Origin of the sequence: Effusibacillus consociatus (assembly GCF_042652925.1) — a bacterium.
GTDB classification, from domain to species: domain Bacteria; phylum Bacillota; class Bacilli; order Tumebacillales; family Effusibacillaceae; genus Effusibacillus; species Effusibacillus consociatus.
This window is the reverse complement of the sequence record NZ_JBHSHC010000115.1, coordinates 22,818-40,449: the sequence shown is the minus strand read 5'-3', so window position 1 is coordinate 40,449 and position 17,632 is coordinate 22,818. Positions and strand designations below refer to the sequence as shown.

Annotated in this window: 22 protein-coding genes and 3 tRNA genes; 11 read left to right on the top strand and 14 right to left on the bottom strand. The window is 48.0% G+C overall.

What is annotated here, in order from left to right; genetic code table 11:
• Positions 1 to 975: 975 nt before the first annotated feature.
• From ACFO8Q_RS17000 to ACFO8Q_RS16970, 7 genes are all read right to left on the bottom strand, one after another.
• The gene (locus tag ACFO8Q_RS17000; RefSeq protein ID WP_465251894.1) at positions 976 to 1,194 is read right to left on the bottom strand and encodes a type II toxin-antitoxin system HicB family antitoxin; all 219 of its coding nucleotides are present in this window, start codon (positions 1,192 to 1,194) and stop codon (positions 976 to 978) included.
• A gap of 134 nt (positions 1,195 to 1,328) precedes the next feature.
• Positions 1,329 to 1,415: transfer RNA gene (locus ACFO8Q_RS16995), tRNA-Leu, on the bottom strand.
• Positions 1,416 to 1,425: 10 nt separating this feature from the next.
• Positions 1,426 to 1,500: transfer RNA gene (locus tag ACFO8Q_RS16990), tRNA-Cys, on the bottom strand.
• Positions 1,501 to 1,543: 43 nt separating this feature from the next.
• A tRNA-Ala gene (locus tag ACFO8Q_RS16985) sits at positions 1,544 to 1,619 on the bottom strand.
• 81 nt (positions 1,620 to 1,700) lie between these two features.
• Positions 1,701 to 2,105 (bottom strand): adenosylmethionine decarboxylase, encoded by a 405-nt coding sequence (gene speD, locus ACFO8Q_RS16980; protein WP_380027137.1) that lies wholly within the window; start codon positions 2,103 to 2,105, stop codon positions 1,701 to 1,703.
• 140 nt (positions 2,106 to 2,245) lie between these two features.
• Positions 2,246 to 3,013, bottom strand: coding sequence for an enoyl-CoA hydratase/isomerase family protein (locus ACFO8Q_RS16975; RefSeq protein ID WP_380027134.1), 768 nt, complete (start codon positions 3,011 to 3,013; stop codon positions 2,246 to 2,248).
• Positions 3,014 to 3,214: 201 nt separating this feature from the next.
• Positions 3,215 to 3,907 (bottom strand): TerC family protein, encoded by a 693-nt coding sequence (locus ACFO8Q_RS16970; protein ID WP_380027132.1) that lies wholly within the window; start codon positions 3,905 to 3,907, stop codon positions 3,215 to 3,217.
• A 321-nt stretch (positions 3,908 to 4,228) separates the two neighbouring features.
• Here ACFO8Q_RS16970 and ACFO8Q_RS16965 point away from each other — a divergent pair, with 321 nt between their 5' ends.
• Positions 4,229 to 4,948, top strand: coding sequence for an FAD-dependent thymidylate synthase (locus tag ACFO8Q_RS16965; RefSeq protein WP_380027130.1), 720 nt, complete (start codon positions 4,229 to 4,231; stop codon positions 4,946 to 4,948).
• 32 nt (positions 4,949 to 4,980) lie between these two features.
• Positions 4,981 to 6,147, top strand: coding sequence for an LL-diaminopimelate aminotransferase (locus tag ACFO8Q_RS16960; protein WP_380027128.1), 1,167 nt, complete (start codon positions 4,981 to 4,983; stop codon positions 6,145 to 6,147).
• 80 nt (positions 6,148 to 6,227) lie between these two features.
• Here the strand turns inward: ACFO8Q_RS16960 and ACFO8Q_RS16955 are convergent, their stop codons facing one another.
• Entirely contained in the window at positions 6,228 to 7,427 is a 1,200-nt protein-coding gene (locus ACFO8Q_RS16955; RefSeq protein WP_380027126.1) for an iron-containing alcohol dehydrogenase, read from the bottom strand.
• Positions 7,428 to 7,525: 98 nt separating this feature from the next.
• Here ACFO8Q_RS16955 and ACFO8Q_RS16950 point away from each other — a divergent pair, with 98 nt between their 5' ends.
• Positions 7,526 to 8,128, top strand: coding sequence for a hypothetical protein (locus ACFO8Q_RS16950; protein ID WP_380027124.1), 603 nt, complete (start codon positions 7,526 to 7,528; stop codon positions 8,126 to 8,128).
• A gap of 5 nt (positions 8,129 to 8,133) precedes the next feature.
• Here the strand turns inward: ACFO8Q_RS16950 and ACFO8Q_RS16945 are convergent, their stop codons facing one another.
• Positions 8,134 to 8,394 carry a DUF2621 family protein gene (locus tag ACFO8Q_RS16945; protein ID WP_380027121.1) on the bottom strand — a complete coding sequence of 87 codons (261 nt, stop codon included), beginning with the start codon at positions 8,392 to 8,394 and terminating at the stop codon, positions 8,134 to 8,136.
• Between the two features lie 168 nt (positions 8,395 to 8,562).
• On the opposite strand from ACFO8Q_RS16945, the gene ACFO8Q_RS16940 reads away from it, so the two are divergent.
• On the top strand, positions 8,563 to 8,715 hold the full coding sequence (locus tag ACFO8Q_RS16940; protein WP_380027119.1) for a hypothetical protein: 153 nt from the start codon (positions 8,563 to 8,565) through the stop codon (positions 8,713 to 8,715).
• A gap of 11 nt (positions 8,716 to 8,726) precedes the next feature.
• On the top strand, positions 8,727 to 9,704 hold the full coding sequence (locus ACFO8Q_RS16935; protein WP_380027116.1) for a M23 family metallopeptidase: 978 nt from the start codon (positions 8,727 to 8,729) through the stop codon (positions 9,702 to 9,704).
• Between the two features lie 17 nt (positions 9,705 to 9,721).
• Here the strand turns inward: ACFO8Q_RS16935 and ACFO8Q_RS16930 are convergent, their stop codons facing one another.
• The gene (locus ACFO8Q_RS16930) at positions 9,722 to 9,979 is read right to left on the bottom strand and encodes a DUF3905 domain-containing protein (RefSeq protein ID WP_380027114.1); all 258 of its coding nucleotides are present in this window, start codon (positions 9,977 to 9,979) and stop codon (positions 9,722 to 9,724) included.
• Between the two features lie 101 nt (positions 9,980 to 10,080).
• Here ACFO8Q_RS16930 and ACFO8Q_RS16925 point away from each other — a divergent pair, with 101 nt between their 5' ends.
• The 4 genes from ACFO8Q_RS16925 (at position 10,081) to ACFO8Q_RS16910 (ending at position 12,834) form a co-directional block, all read left to right on the top strand.
• A complete protein-coding gene (locus tag ACFO8Q_RS16925; RefSeq protein ID WP_380027111.1) occupies positions 10,081 to 11,238 on the top strand; it encodes a PIG-L deacetylase family protein in 1,158 nt (385 codons plus the stop codon).
• An 84-nt stretch (positions 11,239 to 11,322) separates the two neighbouring features.
• Positions 11,323 to 11,652, top strand: a complete 330-nt coding sequence (locus ACFO8Q_RS16920; protein WP_380027109.1) for a DUF4383 domain-containing protein — start codon at positions 11,323 to 11,325, stop codon at positions 11,650 to 11,652.
• Between the two features lie 72 nt (positions 11,653 to 11,724).
• A complete protein-coding gene (locus ACFO8Q_RS16915; protein ID WP_380027107.1) occupies positions 11,725 to 12,153 on the top strand; it encodes a CBS domain-containing protein in 429 nt (142 codons plus the stop codon).
• Positions 12,154 to 12,342: 189 nt separating this feature from the next.
• Complete coding sequence (locus tag ACFO8Q_RS16910; protein WP_380027105.1) at positions 12,343 to 12,834, top strand: VanZ family protein; 492 nt, start codon at positions 12,343 to 12,345, stop codon at positions 12,832 to 12,834.
• Here the strand turns inward: ACFO8Q_RS16910 and ACFO8Q_RS16905 are convergent.
• From ACFO8Q_RS16905 to ACFO8Q_RS16895, 3 genes are all read right to left on the bottom strand, one after another.
• The gene (locus tag ACFO8Q_RS16905) at positions 12,717 to 13,301 is read right to left on the bottom strand and encodes a YhgE/Pip family protein (RefSeq protein WP_380027103.1); all 585 of its coding nucleotides are present in this window, start codon (positions 13,299 to 13,301) and stop codon (positions 12,717 to 12,719) included. The genes ACFO8Q_RS16910 and ACFO8Q_RS16905 overlap by 118 nt on opposite strands.
• A gap of 144 nt (positions 13,302 to 13,445) precedes the next feature.
• Entirely contained in the window at positions 13,446 to 14,594 is a 1,149-nt protein-coding gene (locus ACFO8Q_RS16900; protein ID WP_380027101.1) for a citrate/2-methylcitrate synthase, read from the bottom strand.
• Between the two features lie 145 nt (positions 14,595 to 14,739).
• Entirely contained in the window at positions 14,740 to 15,279 is a 540-nt protein-coding gene (locus tag ACFO8Q_RS16895) for a phosphatase PAP2 family protein (protein WP_380027099.1), read from the bottom strand.
• A 327-nt stretch (positions 15,280 to 15,606) separates the two neighbouring features.
• Here ACFO8Q_RS16895 and sda point away from each other — a divergent pair, with 327 nt between their 5' ends.
• The gene (gene sda, locus ACFO8Q_RS16890; RefSeq protein ID WP_380027097.1) at positions 15,607 to 15,750 is read left to right on the top strand and encodes a sporulation histidine kinase inhibitor Sda; all 144 of its coding nucleotides are present in this window, start codon (positions 15,607 to 15,609) and stop codon (positions 15,748 to 15,750) included.
• On the opposite strand, the gene acpS is transcribed toward sda, so the two are convergent.
• Positions 15,742 to 16,122, bottom strand: coding sequence for a holo-ACP synthase (gene acpS / locus ACFO8Q_RS16885; RefSeq protein ID WP_380027095.1), 381 nt, complete (start codon positions 16,120 to 16,122; stop codon positions 15,742 to 15,744). The two genes, sda and acpS, sit on opposite strands and share 9 nt — an antisense overlap.
• Before the next feature lie 99 nt (positions 16,123 to 16,221).
• Between acpS and ACFO8Q_RS16880 the strand changes: the two genes are divergently transcribed.
• Complete coding sequence (locus tag ACFO8Q_RS16880; RefSeq protein ID WP_380027144.1) at positions 16,222 to 17,586, top strand: RsmF rRNA methyltransferase first C-terminal domain-containing protein; 1,365 nt, start codon at positions 16,222 to 16,224, stop codon at positions 17,584 to 17,586.
• Positions 17,587 to 17,632: the final 46 nt, after the last annotated feature.

The window sequence follows — 17,632 nt, the reverse complement described above, 5'->3', positions numbered from 1 at the left end:
ACGAATAAACTCGATTTCCAATCCGTTGTCATGAGCGATTCGTTCGGCGTGTTCCCGTAATTCTTCCCGAATAACGTCAGGATCCTGACGCACACAAAATTGAAATAAATTAAAATAAAAGGCGACATTTTCGAAACAAATGTCACCTCCAATCTTACCGACCAACATATAAATTTCTTAACAATGTTGGCACGGATGTATCAAATCCCTTATTTCACCATAAAGAGTTTGCCCTAAGCTATGAAAAAAGAAGGGCTTATTCCCAATAAAATCATTCGGTACATGAACGTCTGTACCTTCCCAATCCGTTCATTTTCGCATTGAATGTAAAAAAGGTGAAAAGAGGTACAGCCCATGTTCTTGCAAATCCTGCAATGGTTTCTAAATCAATACGGCGGAACTAACGGTCAATCTTTCCTTCCACGATTTTTCGGCCAACAACGGGAATTTCCACCTGCAATGCCGGGATTTCCAAATTTTTTCTTCCCACACAAATCTGGCAACCCAGATCCTTCACCCCATATGCCATTTGGCTTTCCGACCTGGATGTCAAAATGGATGGAGGGAACCGGGGGTAGACCGGGGACGGTCAATCCATTCTCTATGTTTCAAAACAATGGTCAACCATCCAATCCGAATGGTTTCTGGCCATTTCCGGCAAATGCGAACTTTCCCGCTGCTCATACCTCGAAAAAAAGGAGAAAGAACAAGAAACGGCGTACAAGATGAATCTATCGAAAAAGCCTTCTTTCCGTTCAGGATAGAAGGCTGCTTTTTTAACTGTCGAGGAGTTGGTCATGAAAGACGAAGAAGGATCTTCTCATTCCCCAATGTTGTCCTCAAACCATACTTGTAATGCTTGAAGCGAAGTAAAGCTGAAGATTTCTTCTCCGTTTTGACCATCATCGCTTCCCGCATTTTCTCTTAACGAGATTTGACCTCCGTCGTCTGAAACGATTATGGCGTATGGATAATTTATGTTGATGTATCTCGAATCATCATCGATATCGAGTTGATTGGCAAATCTTTTGGAGGCCTCTTACTCTGCTTTCCTCCGATCCACACCTCAATCAACATTGCAGTTTGGTTAAGCTCCAACTTGATGTCCTGAATTCTAGTTGGCTCCGGAATAGGATCCCCATCTCTTTCCATACCGTAAAGATGGAGAGCCATCGCTTCCTTTGCCATCGCCAATGCTTCTGTATCGTCATTCCCGCATGTGTAGCCACCTGGAAGATCAGGAAACTCAATTGATATGCCATCTGATCATTTGATTTGCAAAACAAAAAATCGGCAGTCTGTATGACTACCGATTTCCTTGATATGACTGGTGCCGGAAGCCGGACTCGAACCGGCACGGGTTATACACCCGAGGGATTTTAAGTCCCTTGTGTCTGCCATTCCACCACTCCGGCATGGAATAAATGGAGGCGCCACCCGGATTTGAACCGGGGAATAAAGGTTTTGCAGACCTCTGCCTTACCACTTGGCTATGGCGCCGTGAAACACCCATGAAAGGTGCACACTCCAAGGTGTCTGAAAATGGTGGAGCATAGGGGATTCGAACCCCTGACCTTTGCACTGCCAGTGCAACACTCTACCAACTGAGCTAATGCCCCATTATCGGCGACAAAGTATATTATACATAGCCGGAGCGAGATAGGCAAGAGGGCGAAAAAACTACCAGCGGGACTCTTCGCTTAACTCGGACTTACACACCCGGGCAAAACTTCAACATGCTCCTGAAAAGCTCCGGTGAAACCCTCGCCACGCTCGATTTGAATCCATTCTCTCCGCTGGCAGTGCAGTCCTTGGGTAATAAAGTCGCAAGCAATCTGCGGATCAATCCTGTCCCCGCAGGTATACACGTCGACACTCGCGTATCCGTGCTCGGGAAAACTGTGAATGGTCAAGTGCGATTCGGAAATGATAACGACCCCGCTTACCCCGTGCGGCGTGAACTTGTGGAACGTCACTTCCCGCACTTCCGCTCCCGAATTCAGAGCCGCATTCACCATGATCCGTTCGACTTGCTCCATATCATTCAAAATTTCAGGGTCACATCCCCACAATTCCGCAATAACATGACGCCCCATCGTATCCATTTCAGATCCCTCCAAACTCACAACAGCCATCCACCCAAGCAGCACCACACTCGTGATGGATATTGTGCAATATGTACGTTTCAAGGGCAATTGTGATACTTAGTATCTGACAGGGGGCAACAAATTAGACTTGGAAAAATTTAATGTTTACGATTTAGGAAATCCTCAATTGCGGCCTGGTGAATGTCCGAATTCCAAAGTGACGCACACAACCGGCTTTCAAGATCCATTGCTTCTTCCAGGCGCAGATCCCGCGCCTGACGCATCATTTGCAGCATGCTCTGAACGGCCAACGGAGAATTTCCGGCAATTTCTTCTGCGAATTTCCACACCTTCTCCCAGAAGGCCTCTTTTGCTGCAACTTCATCCACAAGTCCAATCCGCTCCGCTTCTTCGGCTGAAAGCACCCGACCTGTTAAAATCAGACGGAGCGCTTTTTGATACCCAATTGTTCTTGCAAGAAGAGCTGCCCCTCCCCAGCCGGGAGTTATCCCAAGTTTCACCTGTACAAATCCAACTGTAGCTGTTGTGGAAGCCACCCGAAAATGACATGCCGCAGCAACCTCCCCGCCACCGCCGCGCGCAGCCCCGTTCAATGCAGCAATCACAGGCTTTTGAAACGTTGCAATCCGGTACAGGATATCGCGCATGTCTGTCCATTTTTCATATACATCATTAGGTGTTTGAAGCACTTCGTGGAATTCTTTCAAATCCCCGCCGGCAACGAATGACCGTTCCCCGGTTCCGGTCAGGATTACGACCCGGACCTGATCGTTCTCCTCCGCCTGAACCAGTGCATGCGAGAGACCTTCCATTACTTCAGAGTTAATTGCGTTGCTTGCTTCAGGTCGATTAATTCGCAGTACGGCAATATGATTGTTTGTTTCATACACAACCGATCCGGACATAAAAACCCTCCGTTCAAAACAGTATGCATTTATCGTAACAAACTTCGAATGGAGTGTGAACATCACGAAAATAAAAAAAGGCCTTACCCAACGAAGGTAAGACCATATTCAGAATCTTGAGTCGGAAGCCGCCCCCAGTTTAAACATCTTGGTCACTAAAGGGACAAACTGTTCCCCCGGTAACTGTTTAATGGAAGAAAATTAAGGAGTGTTCGAAACTCCTTCCTGTTTAACCGGACCACGCTCCCGTCGATTCACCGCGAATGCGACCGCCAGAACAACAACCGCTGTCAAAATCGGGATTAGATAATGAGAACCCGGAATCGCATGAACCCATTTTTCGATGTTTTTATCCGATATCAGCATTTCCCCTGCCGTATAGGCAAGGATCCCGGCTCCTATGTAGATGATGGCCGGATATTTTTCAATTAATTTAAGAATGAGCGTACTTCCCCACACGATGATCGGAATGCTTAACGCGATACCGATTACCAACAGCCAGAAGTTTCCTTTTGCCGCTGCGGCAACCGCCAATACGTTATCCAGACTCATAACCAAATCTGCGACAATAATCGTCTGCACAGCCTGGAACAAGTTAGCTCCTGCCTTAATGTCTACATTTTCTTCTTTGTTCACCAGTAGTTTATAAGAAATCCAGACAAGCAGCAGACCTCCGATTACCATTAAGAACGGGATCTTTAAGATCCAAACCACCACAAACGTAAGGAGGATCCGCAATACCACCGCGCCCAAAGTGCCGTAGCCAATCGCTTTTTTCCGCTGAAGATCGGGAAGATTGCGGCTTGCAAGCGCGATTACGATCGCATTGTCTCCGCTGAGTACCAGGTTGATAATTATAATTTTCAATAAATCCGCAAAAAATCCAACATCCATTCTTGTCGCCTCCCCAGAGTAGTGTTCCACAAAATCGAAAAATAAAAAGACCCCTGCCTCAAATCAAGAGGCAAAGGTCTTGCAAACAACGTTACGTTGCCAGTAAAGCCGGGGTCATTACCCGGAATGACGACTTTACTGTAAAAGCTACTCCCCTTTGCGGAACAAACATATGCTTTCAAAAAGCATATCGCGGTCCCGCCCATATTGTCAATGAGAATGTTTCCATGTGAATATTTCCAGAAACGTTTTTTGACAGGAATCTGTCGAAGTGTATCGAATTCTATATAGGATATGTTGTGTAGATGGAGGTTGTGACTGATGGAAAATCGGCTGAAGCCCCGTGTGAAAATTTTGCGTTATTCCGATCCGGACCGGTTATCCCTCGCCAAAAACGCGGCGATATTTTTAGGAAAATTAGACGAAGAAAACATCAAGCGCCCGTTAAACATGCTGAAAATGGGCCATACATCGGTGTTTCGCGGCGAACACGTCAAGTTTGAATTCTGGACCACCAAGGTGGTGTACGACCACTTGGCGACCTATACAACAGCTCAGCTTCGTGCATGCGGGGGGCTTCGGGCTAACGAAGCCCACCATTTTATCCCGCCCGTTGAAGCTCCCGAATTGTACGAAATTGGGCAGCGGCATTTGGAAACTTACAAAATGCTGGTTCACGGGATCGACCCCGAAACCAATGATCCAAAAGAGCGCATCCGGTTGCAAACTGCCCGTTCTGTGGCTCCGATGAGCGTCGAATTGCATTACATCCTGCAGTTTAATTTCCTAACCCTGATGGAAGCTGTCTTTCCACAGCGCATTTGGGAACCGGGTGCCCAACCGGATACGTTCGAAGTCGTGAATATGATGTGGGAACAGGTTCGCGAACATGACCCCGAGTTGTGGGAGCTTGCAAAAGACATCTACGGCCCGGAAGCGATTGCCTGGAAAAAAGCCCGCGCTCGATTAAAGAAAGAGAACCCTGAACTGTTCCAGGAAATTATGACCAAATACGGTCAGCTTAAATCCATGTGGAGCTAAGCTACTATTAAAATCTTTTATGGAGGAAAATTATGAACGTATCACGCCGGCTCGAGAATTTTAGCTCGGCCATCTTTTTTGAACTGAATGAACTTAAACAGCAGCTTCGTGCCGAAGGAACGGACATTATCGATTTGGGGATCGGATCACCTGATCTTGCTCCACCACCTCATGTGATCCAAACTTTGTCGGAAGCAGCTGCCGATCCGAGTGGATACGGATACCCGACTTCTGAGGGCAGCCTCTTTTTTCGGGAAGCGGTCGCAAATTGGTATAGGAATCGGTTCGGCGTTCACCTGGATCCTCAGACCGAGTGCATCGCACTTATGGGTTCCCAAGACGGGTTGTCCCATTTGGCACTTGCTTTAGTGGATCCGGGGGACTATGTACTGGTTCCCGACCCTGGATATCCGATCTACGAAGTCAGCATCCATTTGGCAAACGGGGTTCCTTACCTGATGCCGCTCAAGGAAGAGAATCAGTTTCTGCCCGATTTCTCGACGATTCCCGCCGAAGTCGCTCAGAATGCAAAATTCATGATCCTCAACTACCCGAACAACCCGGTCACAGCAGTTGCAGACCGTGAGTTTTACGAAAAAGCCATTTTGTTTGCCAGACGGCACAACATTGTTATTGTCAGCGACATTGCTTATTCAGAATTGGCGTTTGACGGTTACAAGCCGATGAGCATACTGGAAATTGAGGGTGCCAAAGAGGTGGCTGTCGAGTTCCATTCTTTGTCCAAAAGCTTTAATATGGCGGGCTGTCGGATCGGCTTTGGGATTGGAAACAAAGAGATTCTCAAAGCACTCGCCATTGTGAAATCCAACATCGACTATGGAATTTTTACCGCGATTCAAAAAGCGGGTGCAGCCGCACTTCTGGGTGACCAAACACATACCGTTACAATGTCGAAGACCTATCAGGCACGGCGTGACGTATTACTCGACGGACTTGCCAAGATCGGTTGGACGATTCCCAAACCGCAAGCCACCATGTTTGTTTGGGCCAAGATTCCGGTGGCTATGTCATCCCGTGAGTTCACGCGTGAGCTTCTGCGTCACACAGGTGTTGCAGTCGTACCGGGTGTTGGCTTTGGAACCCATGGGGAAGGGTTCGTACGAATTGCCCTGGTACAGCCCGCAGAGAAACTTCAGGAAGTGGTAAGCAGAATTAAGGACAGCGGAATGCTTCGTTAACGCGGAAATGCAACCGGCAGCCCCCGTTATCTGCTGGATGAGGCAATTCGTCTCTTAACCGAACAAATGGAGAAACTGACTTATTCGTAACAAGCTTGATAAATTGCGAGCACATCCGCCTCCCGCAGTTGACGAATCCCCGGGATAAATCCTTGCCCGCGGCCGCCCACCCGAACCGCATCGGCCGCGATCCGGGGAAGTGCATCCTGCGGGATTCCCTGATTTTTCAGGGTGTCTTTCACACCGATTTCTTCAAACCAGGTTTCCACCGCTTGAATGGCAGCTTCCGCCGCCTTCAGATCATCCGCCTCCTGCACCCCAAACACGCGTCTTCCCATTTGGGCGAATCGTTCCGGACGTTCCTTGTACACATAGCGAAAATAGTCGGGTGCCAGAATAGCAAGTCCCCTGCCGTGCGAGATGTCATAGTGACCTGACAGGGGATGCTCCAATTGATGAGCAGTGAACGAACCTCCCCGGCCTGCCCCCGCCACCCCAATCAGAGCCAGCGTACTGGCCCAAAGGATCGCCGCTCTCGCCTCATAGTTTGTCGGCTCTGCCAGGGCAATTTTTGCAAAACGAATCACCGTTCGCATCAACCCTTCACTGATCTCATCCTGCACATGGGCATCCTCTTCTCCCGTCAAATACACTTCATACAAGTGGGAGAAAATATCCGCACAACCGTCTGCGGTATAGGAAACCGGAACGGTATAAGTAAGTTCAGGGTCAAGGATGGCAACTACCGGAAAAAGAGCCGGTCCGGTAATGCTGGCCTTTTCCTTCGTTTCCCAATTCGTGATCACTGCGATTGAATTTGCTTCTGAGCCTGTGGCGGCCAAGGTGGGCACCGTAAGGACAGGAAGGGCTTCTGTGATCGGCAGCAGTTCTTTCCAGAGTCCCGTATGTCCTCCCGCCATGTATTCATGGATCGGTCGAAGGGATTTTGCCACCGCGGCAATCGCTTTCGCAGCGTCCATCACTGATCCCCCGCCGAGCGCAACTATCAGATCGCAGTCTTCTTCTCTCGCGATGCGGCCCCCTTCATCAATTGTTGAAGCTCTGGGATTTGGTTCGATCCGATCAAATACCAATACCTCAAGCCCTGCCCCGTTCAGGAATTCAAGAACGCAATCCAGGATCCCGGTTTTCTTGGTGGAAGTTCTGCCGGTAACCAGAAGAACTTTCCGGCCATATTTAACCGCTTCCGCGCCGATTTTCCCAACTTCGCCCGCTCCAAACAGAATTCGTGTCGGCATCTGCAATTGAAAATTCAACATTCTTCTCATCCCCTTTTTTCCGATCGTATGGCTTAGTATTTTATAGCTCCCTTGGGAAATTCTAAAAAGGACTATTTCCCCATGTAGGAGGGCTTGTTGTGCGTTTCATGACTGTTCTTATGCTGCTTGCCGGCCTCACTGTCCTTGCTGGTTGCAATAACCCCAAGCAAGCTTTGCCGAAAGTAGGAGGGCCTGCCATACAAGGTGTCATCGGCGAGGGGCCGATCAGTGAATTGGATCTCCCGATTGTCGAACGACAATTGCTCGAAGGCATGAAGATACGTGCTGCCGGCGAGCGTCCGTTAAAAATTGTCCAGACAGCTCATACCAGCCGGGTTTCCTATGTATTGTACAGTATGCCAAACAACGACGGGCTCGCGGTAGTGTCCAAACAGGGTCCCAATGTGCGGATCCTGAATCGCATTCCGATTGTTCCCGGAGATCCGAATAAAAACCTAGTGTCGTATAATACGATCGTGGCCGGTAACCCGTGGGATCCTGACAACGGCGTCGTGTTCGGCATAGTGTATAATCCCTACATCAAAACCATTGAAGCGTTCTTCCGGGATACCACCAAAGTGAAAGTGGATGTAACAAACCCCCGCGGGTTTATTATCATTCGTCCCGGGGCCGATACCCGATTCGTCCAAATTAACGCGATTGGCGACGGTGGATTGTGGTGGACGCAGGACACCCGTTGACCGGCTTACTTAAACAACTCTTGGTAGGCTGACAGGTCAATCCCCTTTTTTTCAAGGAATTCTTTAATTCTCGCCTGATCCTTCTTTTCTCCGGCGATAATATATCCGCGAATCACATCATCTTCTTCAATCTGGGAATGTCCTTTTTCGGAAGCGACTTCCCGGATTTTTTTATCAATCATCTTTTTTGCCATCGGTCGAACGAAAAATGGGATTGGAGATAACAGTTCCTCCAACAGCTCTTTGGATTTGGTCGTATATTCCATGTGTAACCGCTCCTCACGATGTATTAAATTGAACCATCCAAAATTCTACCATTGTCCCGCAATCATTTCCAGTGATCGTCCGGTACAGGCGAATTTTACCTCTCAAAAAAACACCTTTTTGGGCACACACTATCTGTAGTTATTTCTTATAAGCAAGGGGGATCTCACGTGAGACCTGTACTCCGCCGCAGAACAGATAAGGGAATTCCTTTTTTTTATTTTGACTTGGCAGACCCAAGTCACGAAAGTCTGTTAAAAAAGGCCCGCAAACTGGATCCTATGGCTGCAATCAGCAAGGTAACCCGGTACGACGAATATTGAGGTGGTGTTCCATGAAGACAGCATCCCGATTACTGCTCTCTCTGCTGATCGTATCACTCATTGCGGTTACTCCCGTTCGGGCGCACGATGAGTTGTCAGCACCGCCGCAAACCGATCCGACAGCCAAGTTTCAAAAAGCGTCCGCATTGACCAAAGCTCCCTGGTTTTACATTGCAGCGATGTATCAGTATGAAACAAATTTGCAGTGGAAAAAGAAAGGACAAGCAGGAGGAACAGTTGTTGAACTTCCGTCCAATCTTTGGTGCGGTACACTGAATCCGAACCAAACGGACCGTTACGAGGGGACCATCAGGATCTACAACGGGATCGGACGGGACGGCAATAAGGATGGGATTGCAGATCCCAAAAATGAAGAAGATGTATTGTATGCGCTTGGGACTTTTCTCGCTTCGAACGGAACTTCTGAGGAAGATGTGCGTATCACACTGTGGAATTATTATAACGAATCGATGATTGTCGATCGGATCACCAATTTCGCCCGCATCTACAACCAGTTTAAAACTACAGAATTAAAGGGAAACGCCTTTCCTATCTCCAAGCGATACAATTACTCTTATCGAAGCACTTGGGGGGATCGCCGGGGGTGGGGCGGCCGCCGGATCCATGAGGGCACCGATATCTTTGCGGGATACGGAACGCCGGTTGTTGCCACATCCTATGGATTTGTTGAACTAAAAGGATGGAACGATTACGGCGGATGGAGAGTTGGTATTCGAGATTTGAACAACGTGTACCATTATTACGCTCATTTATCCAGTTATGCGAAGGGAATTCAAATCGGAAGCATTGTTACCCCAGGACAAGTGATCGGGTATGTGGGATCCTCCGGCTACGGAAAGCCGGGCACGTCCGGAAAATTTGCCCCCCATCTTCACTATGGGATGTACAGGGATACGGGAAAAACAGAATTTGCTTTTGACCCAACCCCGTATTTGCGGCGTTGGGAACGGCAAACGAAAGCCCGCTAAACAGCGGGCTTTGTTGTTTACTCATCCCCGTAAGTCACATCATGTGTGGGGTGGATGAACGGGGCGAGCGGTGACGGAACATCGCCTGACAATAACAGTTGGTTCTCTCTTCGTTCAGAACCCGGGTCATGTTCATTATCGACCCATTGATCTCCCGACAGAATCGCCGGGTCAATCTCTCTGCTCCAATGATCAAGCGGTGTGTCACGCCAAGGTGCCTTTTTTTCACGCAGTGGCGGATTGATGTCTGTCATCTCCGCATCACCTCCGTTCATATTTTTCCCGCCTGATGCCGTGGAATGCGCTCATGTAGAATTGTCATCAGGTACATACTGGGTAAAGAAGGCGATTCATGGATGGAGCAGGAGAATAGGATATGAGTGATGAGTTGAATATGGAGCTGCTTGGCGACCGAATCCTGATCGTTACTCCCCACCCGGACGATGAAACGATTGCAACAGGCGGCCTCATCCAACGAGCTTTGCAAAGGAAAAAACAAGTTCGATTACTTGTCGCAACAAATGGCGACGGCTTCCGGAAGGCGGCCTGTCAAATGTCCGGCAATCGCTCCCCCAAGCCGCAGCACTACAAACTTTTGGGAGAAAAACGGCAAGCTGAACTTTTGCGCGCCGTATCGATTCTGGGTCTTTCTGAAAATCACGTACGCTTTCTGGGGTTTCCGAATGGAGGGCTGGCCCATCTTTGGAATGAGCATTGGGACACGACAAAAAAATATTCCGGACGAACCGGGTGCACCGAATGTCCGTACTCTCTGGCTTATGCTTCCCATGCGCCTTATTCGGGCCAACAATTGGCACGGCTAATCGAATCCGTGTTAACTCAATATGAACCAACGGATGTGATTTTTCCGGCGCGTGAAGACCGCCATGATGACCACTGGGCGACACAGGCGTTCACACAATACGCAATTGCCAAATGCAAAATCCAATCGCATCAGTGGAGCTACCTGGTACACTATCCGGATTGGCCCAATCCGTACGCATATCGGCCAAACCACAGTCTGTCTCTCCCTTCCGACTACGATTTCACATCTCAATGTCCGTGGTTCACCTTCACTTTAACCCCGACGGAGGTAACAGCGAAATTACGGGCACTTTACGAACATAAAAGCCAAATCGAGGTCATGAAAGAGTATCTGGAATCATTCGTGCGAAAAAATGAACTGTATCAGTCAGTCCATCCTGAGCTCTTCCGGCAATCTGCCACCCTTCGAGGGTCTAAACACGAGATCAACCTGACTTATCAATCAGGGATTTGGAATCTTACTGTAATGCCCTATCCGCCTTCAGATCCCGCTCTGAAATTCGTGGTGTTTTTGCGTTCTTTATCGACCGATTCCGAACAACAGTATGTTTCATACGGAATGGCCCATCGAATTCCTAACCAGATTCTGCGAGGTGCCCATCATTTCTTTTTGTCGTCGGAAGTCCGAAAAAAGGGGAAACCGATTGACCGCACCTCTTGGGGACTCTATTGTCTTTCGGCAGATGACTCAGGTTCGGTCGATCTATAAGAAAATCTAATTTCAGTTTCAAGTCCCCTCGCATATTTATTTACTAGACAGCAATCTGCTGTCAAAACCTGAGGGGGGATTCAATTGGCAGCCACTTTTGCTCGCGTGTCAGGTTGGATTTTCATTGTCCTCGGCATTTTAGGATTTTTTATCAATGATTTATTCGGACTTATTCAATTTGATTCAGTTCATAATGCGGTTCATCTACTATTCGGAATACTGGGTCTGGCGGCGGCAGCAACGAACAAAGCTCAGATTTATGCAACCATCCTGGGGGCGGTCTATGTACTCTTGGGGGCAGTCGGATTCTTTCTCCCATCGCTTTTGGGAATCCACCTCGAAGCACTTGAAAATATCCTGCATCTCGTTCTTGGTGTGTGGGGCCTTTTTGTCGGAGTATATAAGAAGGCATAATGGCAAATCCTACAGACTGCGGACTTACCCCGCAGTCTTTTTCTTTTTTCATCACCAAGAGGAGGCGATTCGATGAAACTGCGCGAACTCATGACCAGTGAGGTTCAGACCTGCAGTCCCCAGGATACGGTTGTAGAAGCTGCTAAAATCATGCGGAATATTGATGTGGGGATTGTCCCGGTTTGTGAAGGCGACAGATTGGTTGGTGTGGTGACCGACCGGGACATTGTATTGAATGTCGTTTCTGAGGGGAAAGACGTCAATACCACTCGTGTACAAAATTGCATGACCAGCTCCGTGGTAACCGGTACTCCGGATATGGACGCACATGCTGCAGCCGATCTGATGGCGGAAAATCAAATCCGCCGTCTGCCGGTAGTCGACAACGGACGACTGGTGGGGATTGTTGCAATTGGTGATTTGGCAACCATCACGATCCATGAAAATGAAGCTGGCCACGCACTGTCCCAAATTTCGGAACCGAGCCAACCCCAACACTGATAGGCCCATCAAAGTGAAGATAAGTTCACGCAGCTTATTCCGGGTACTTTCACTCTGAGTACTAAGTCACGCTTAGGCACTAAAGTGCCAAAGCGTGCTTTGGTTGGAGGCCCGAAAATTTTAAAAGTGACAAACAGACCGCCCTTCCGGTAGAATCAGATCGACACACTACCGGAAGGGCGGTCCTTTATGTCACCTCGAAAATGGCGATTGTTTATTTGGCTCACCATCACCATATTGTTTATGCTTTTGATCTTTGTAAAATCGGCCGAACCCTATCAAGAGCAGGATCTAAAACCCCAATTGTCCGCTTGGGTTCCGCTTTCGGTTCTGGAAACATTGCTTCCCCGTATTGAATTCCAATACGACAAGGATCTGATCACTTGGCGGCAGCCCTATGACATGATGGAATTTTTGATTCGAAAAGCGGCCCATGTCAGCGAGTTTGCCATTCTAACCTTGCTATGGATTCGAACATTCTCCCATACGAGGCTAACAGGTCCGAACAGCACATGGATCAGCGGAATGATCAGTCTTTTGTATGCGCTGTCCGATGAATGGCATCAAACGTTTGTGCCAAATCGGACAGGACACTTGATTGACGTTGGCGTCGATTCCATCGGAATAGCACTGGTCGTCGTGCTGGTCTGGATCCGCTTTTTAAAAACCGGTAAATCTTGACTGTCTACACCGCAACTCCCTCTGCAGAGTGCATTTTGACTCCCGGGTGGCGACGAAGCGACAAGAGTGTCATCGCTATGCATGAACCGCCAGCAAACAACAGGAGCATCCGAATATCCGACCAGATGAATGCTGCGTCCCCATTTGAAATAACCGCCTTTTATCGCCCGTTCCCCGAGTTGGGAGGAAAGCAAATTGCGGCTTTCATTCGGAATGTAAAGAATGTCTGCTTGTTCCGGTTTCTCTTTCGAAACGGTAGCGGCTTTTTGGGAGAAATCAGCGGGAATTTGAATCATCATGTAATATTTCCCGTTTTCAAGTCCTTCTTTCCCACTCTCATAAGATATAAAATCCCATTTTAGCTTGGGATCTTCAGCCAGCTTCTTCACCAAATCCTGACCTATATCGACCTTTTCTCCGTTCATTTCGGCCCCTAGATCCTGGTTTCTTATTTTTATCTTCCTCATGCTTTTTTTATCTTAGAAAATCGGAAAATTACCGGGGTTGTCTTTCCAAATGAAGGGAATCCAAAGCGAACGGAGTACCGTAAAAGTAAGAGAATCAATCCCGTAAAAACAAAAAAACCCCCGGCTTTTTCGGGGGTTTTACCATTATTTACGTTCGCTGATCGGTACGAATTCCAGATCGACCGGACCTGTGTATTCGGCACGCGGACGAATGATTCGGTTGTTTTTATACTGCTCGAGGAAGTGAGCAGTCCAACCGGACATACGGCTCATCACAAAGATGGGGGTAAATAACTCGACTGGAATTCCCATCGCGTTATAGAGACAGCCGGAATACAGATCCACGTTGTATTTCAGATCCTTCCCTTTTTTTGCGAAATGCTTGAGCACAACATCCTCTGTAATCTCGGTCATTTCAAACCACTTGGTGTTTCCCGCTTTTTCGGTAAGTTCTTTTGCATAACGCTTTAATATTAAACCCCGCGGGTCGTAATTGCGGTATACACGATGTCCAAAGCCCGGAACCTTCACTCCACTTTCAAGTTTTGCCTGAACAGCCGCTGCTGTATTTTCGACAGAATCAATCTCCATCAAGAGACGAAGGACGTCTTCATTCGCTCCTCCGTGCAACGGTCCCTTGAGGGCGCCGATTGCAGAGGTAACGCCAGAATACAAGTCGGATAAAGTAGCCACGGTAACACGACCCGCAAATGTGGATGCATTCAATTCATGGTCGGCGTGGAGAATCAATGCAACGTCAAACGCTTCAACAGCCAAGGGATCCGGCTCCTGACCGGTTAGCATGTAAAGGAAATTCGCAGCATGACCAAGATCGTTGCGAGGTGCGACATATTGTTCACCTTTTTTGAAACGGCCGTCAGCAGCCGTAATTGAAGCGGACAGGGAAATCAATTTGGCAGCTTGCTTAAGATGGGTATTACGATCCATCTCTTTGTTCGGATCAACAGCACCTACATAACTGATCGCTGTACGAAGAATTTCCATACCCGTAGGATTTGCCGCATTTGTGGACAAGGAACGGACCAGTTCCAATACGTCTGCCGGAATATCGCGGTGCTTAATGAGTTCGGCATTCAGTTCATCCAGTTCGGATTGATTCGGGAGCTTGCCATGCCATAGGAGATAAACAACTTCTTCGAACGAAGCTTTCCCAACAAGCTCATTAATGTCATATCCGTAATACACCAGTCTTCCTTTTTCGCCGTCAACAAAACAAATATCCGAAGTACCGGCAACTACATCTTCCAGTCCTGCTTTTACTTGAGTACTCATAACAGTTCCACCCCCAAAAAAATTAACAGCCAAACGCCTAAGCGGGCATGTTTCTATAACAATTCATTTCATTGTTTCTGTTATATAATAGCATATGTTAGCGTATACAAAAATAGGTTGCTGAAAAAACTTGGTTCCTATTCGTTCATAACAGCCATGCGTGCAGAGCTGCATGGGAACCTATCGAGAAGCCGACGCCGATAATAATCCCGGCCAAGACGTCCGTCGGATAATGAAATCCCAAATAGATCCGGGATACGGCGACGAGCGTGGCGAGCGCATAACACCAGACCGCCAGGGTTGGAAATGTAATGACAAAAGCCGTAACAATCGAAAAAATAGATGTGGTATGGCCTGAAGGAAACGAATGATCCTTTAAAGGCGTTCCGAGAAGTTTAATTTCCGCCATCACAAGATAAGGCCGAAATCGTTTCACCATTCTCTTGATCCATTGTACCAGCAAAAAACTTCCCGCCAGTGCTGCGGCCGCCACCATGGAAGCCTGCTTTCCGCGTCCTTCGGTAACGAATAACAGAACCACTACAGCCCCCACCGTAAAAAGAGCTCCGCCAAAGACGGTACACGTCCTCATCAACAAGTTTAATTTGGCACATCCGCGAAGCCGCAGCAGGGAAGTGATAAGTTTTCGATCTCTTTCCCGTATGTAAGTAATGACCCGCTGCATAAATTTCTCCTCCACTACGATAAGTCTATTATCCACCAAATCTGCATAAAAAGGAATAGATGGGGGAAAAGTTCCTCCTTGAAAAATTTTCTGCCAAAAACCGACAGCGAGAGAAAATTGTGAATAAGTTTATCCTCGTTATTCACACCCGACTGTTAAGTGAAAACCATACTTTTCCACACATCATCCACAACCTGTGCACATTTTATCAACAACCTATTGTGGATAACTAGAACGCTTGTTCTCGTGAGATGGAGATGTTACGATTAATTCACATCAAAAAGATCCCACAGGACGAGGAAATTATTCGCTCCGAGGTGATAGGTAATGCGGTTATTGAGCGATAAGGTGTTGTTGGAAGCCTATAAACAAGCAGTGGAATTGAAACTCGATGAACAGTTCATTCAATTGCTTTTGAAAGAAATCAACCAGCGTGGACTCAGCCTGCTCAGCGAATCTTATTCAGCTTGAAGGACATTCCAGTAAAACATATGCGATCGCCAGACCGGATGCATGGGACAAGCTTACCCTTACCGCGGAAACTCCCAGAGTATCAGCGATTTGTCGAGCTTTGCCTTGCAGGTGAACAACCGGCTCTCCATCCTTTCCCCGCAGCGTTTCAATATCCCGAAACGTAATACCGCCTGAAATGCCGGTTCCTAGAGCTTTCGCTACAGCTTCTTTCACAGCGAACCGTCCCGCAAGTATCTCCGACCTTCTTTCAGCTGATACCTCTTGGACGAGCTGCAATTCCTGCTCTGTATACACTCTGTCCAGGAACGAAGGATTTTCCGCAAGATTTTCGATCCTTCGTATTTCCACCAAGTCAACACCAATCAGCAAGAGTCTTTTACCTCCCCAGTGAAAACCATCTTTCTGATCATTTTGTCCAAACCATTATGGTATAGTAAATTTTATCATACCGTTGGAGGACTGAATGTGATGAAAGCTTTACCCCAATCCTATGTAGCGCGCATGACCGATTTGCTGGGAGAAGATTCACATCTTTTCTTCAAAAGTTATGAACAGCCCAAAACGCTGGGAATTCGAATCAACACCTTGAAAATTTCCATTGAGGAATTTCTTGCACTGTCTCCTTTTAAGCTGGAGCCCGTTCCGTGGGCTCCCCAGGGATTTTACTATGAAGAAGACGCCTCTCCGGGGAAGCACGTGTTTCATACGGCCGGACTGTACTATATCCAAGAACCCAGTGCGATGTCAATTGCCCCTGCTCTTGCTCCGGAACCGGGAGAGAAGGTCTTGGATCTGTGTGCGGCCCCGGGGGGCAAGACGACACATCTGGCAGCTTACATGAAGGGTCAAGGCATCTTGGTTGCAAACGAGTTTACTGCGAGTCGTGCGAAGATCCTGGCGGAGAACGTTGAACGTCTCGGGTTGCCGAATGCGATCGTATTGAATGAAACCCCAGCCAGACTCGCCTCCGCATTTCCCAATTGGTTTGACCGAATTCTGGTGGACGCCCCTTGTTCCGGAGAAGGGATGTTTCGGAAAGATCCGGCAGCCTGTGAAGAGTGGTCGCCGGAAAATGTGTCTCATTGCGCGATCCGCCAACTGGATATACTTGAAGAAGCAGCCAAAATGCTTCGGCCGGGAGGCAAGCTGGTCTACTCTACATGCACATTCTCACCTGACGAGAATGAATCGGTGGTGGATAAGTTTCTGGAGCGTAATCCTAAATTTAAACTGCTTCCATTTCCAAATGCCGAATTCTTTTCACCCGCCAATCCGAAATGGGGAAACAACCGCAATGATCTGCAATATGCTGTCCGATTATGGCCGCATCGTTTGCGCGGCGAAGGCCATTTTGCAGCCCTATTTGAAAAAACGGACGGAAATGATACGCGGTTAGCTCCGTTTCAAACGAAGGTCTCTGCTGAATCGGTCTCCCTTTTTCATTCGTTTGTTCGGGACAATCTGGTTTGCGCCCCGAGAGAAGGCCAGTACCTTCTCCAAGGCGACCATCTTTATCTGCTTCCGCACAATCTTCCAGATCTAAAGAGCCTTAAGTGGGTACGTCCGGGATTGCATCTGGGCGAATTGAAGAAAAAAAGGTTTGAACCAAGCCATACCCTGGCGATGACCTTGAAAAATTCGGACGCAGTACATTACATATCGTTTGAACCGGATCACCCCGATATTGAGCGGTACCTCCGGGGAGAAACGCTGCCTGTCGAACAGGAAGAAGGCTGGACGCTCGTATGCGTATTGAACTTCCCCCTGGGTTGGGGAAAAGTGGTGCAACATACATTGAAAAATCACTATCCGAAAGGATTGCGGATCCCCTAACATCATCGAACAGCAAGGACGCGGCTCCACATTGATGTGGAGCCGC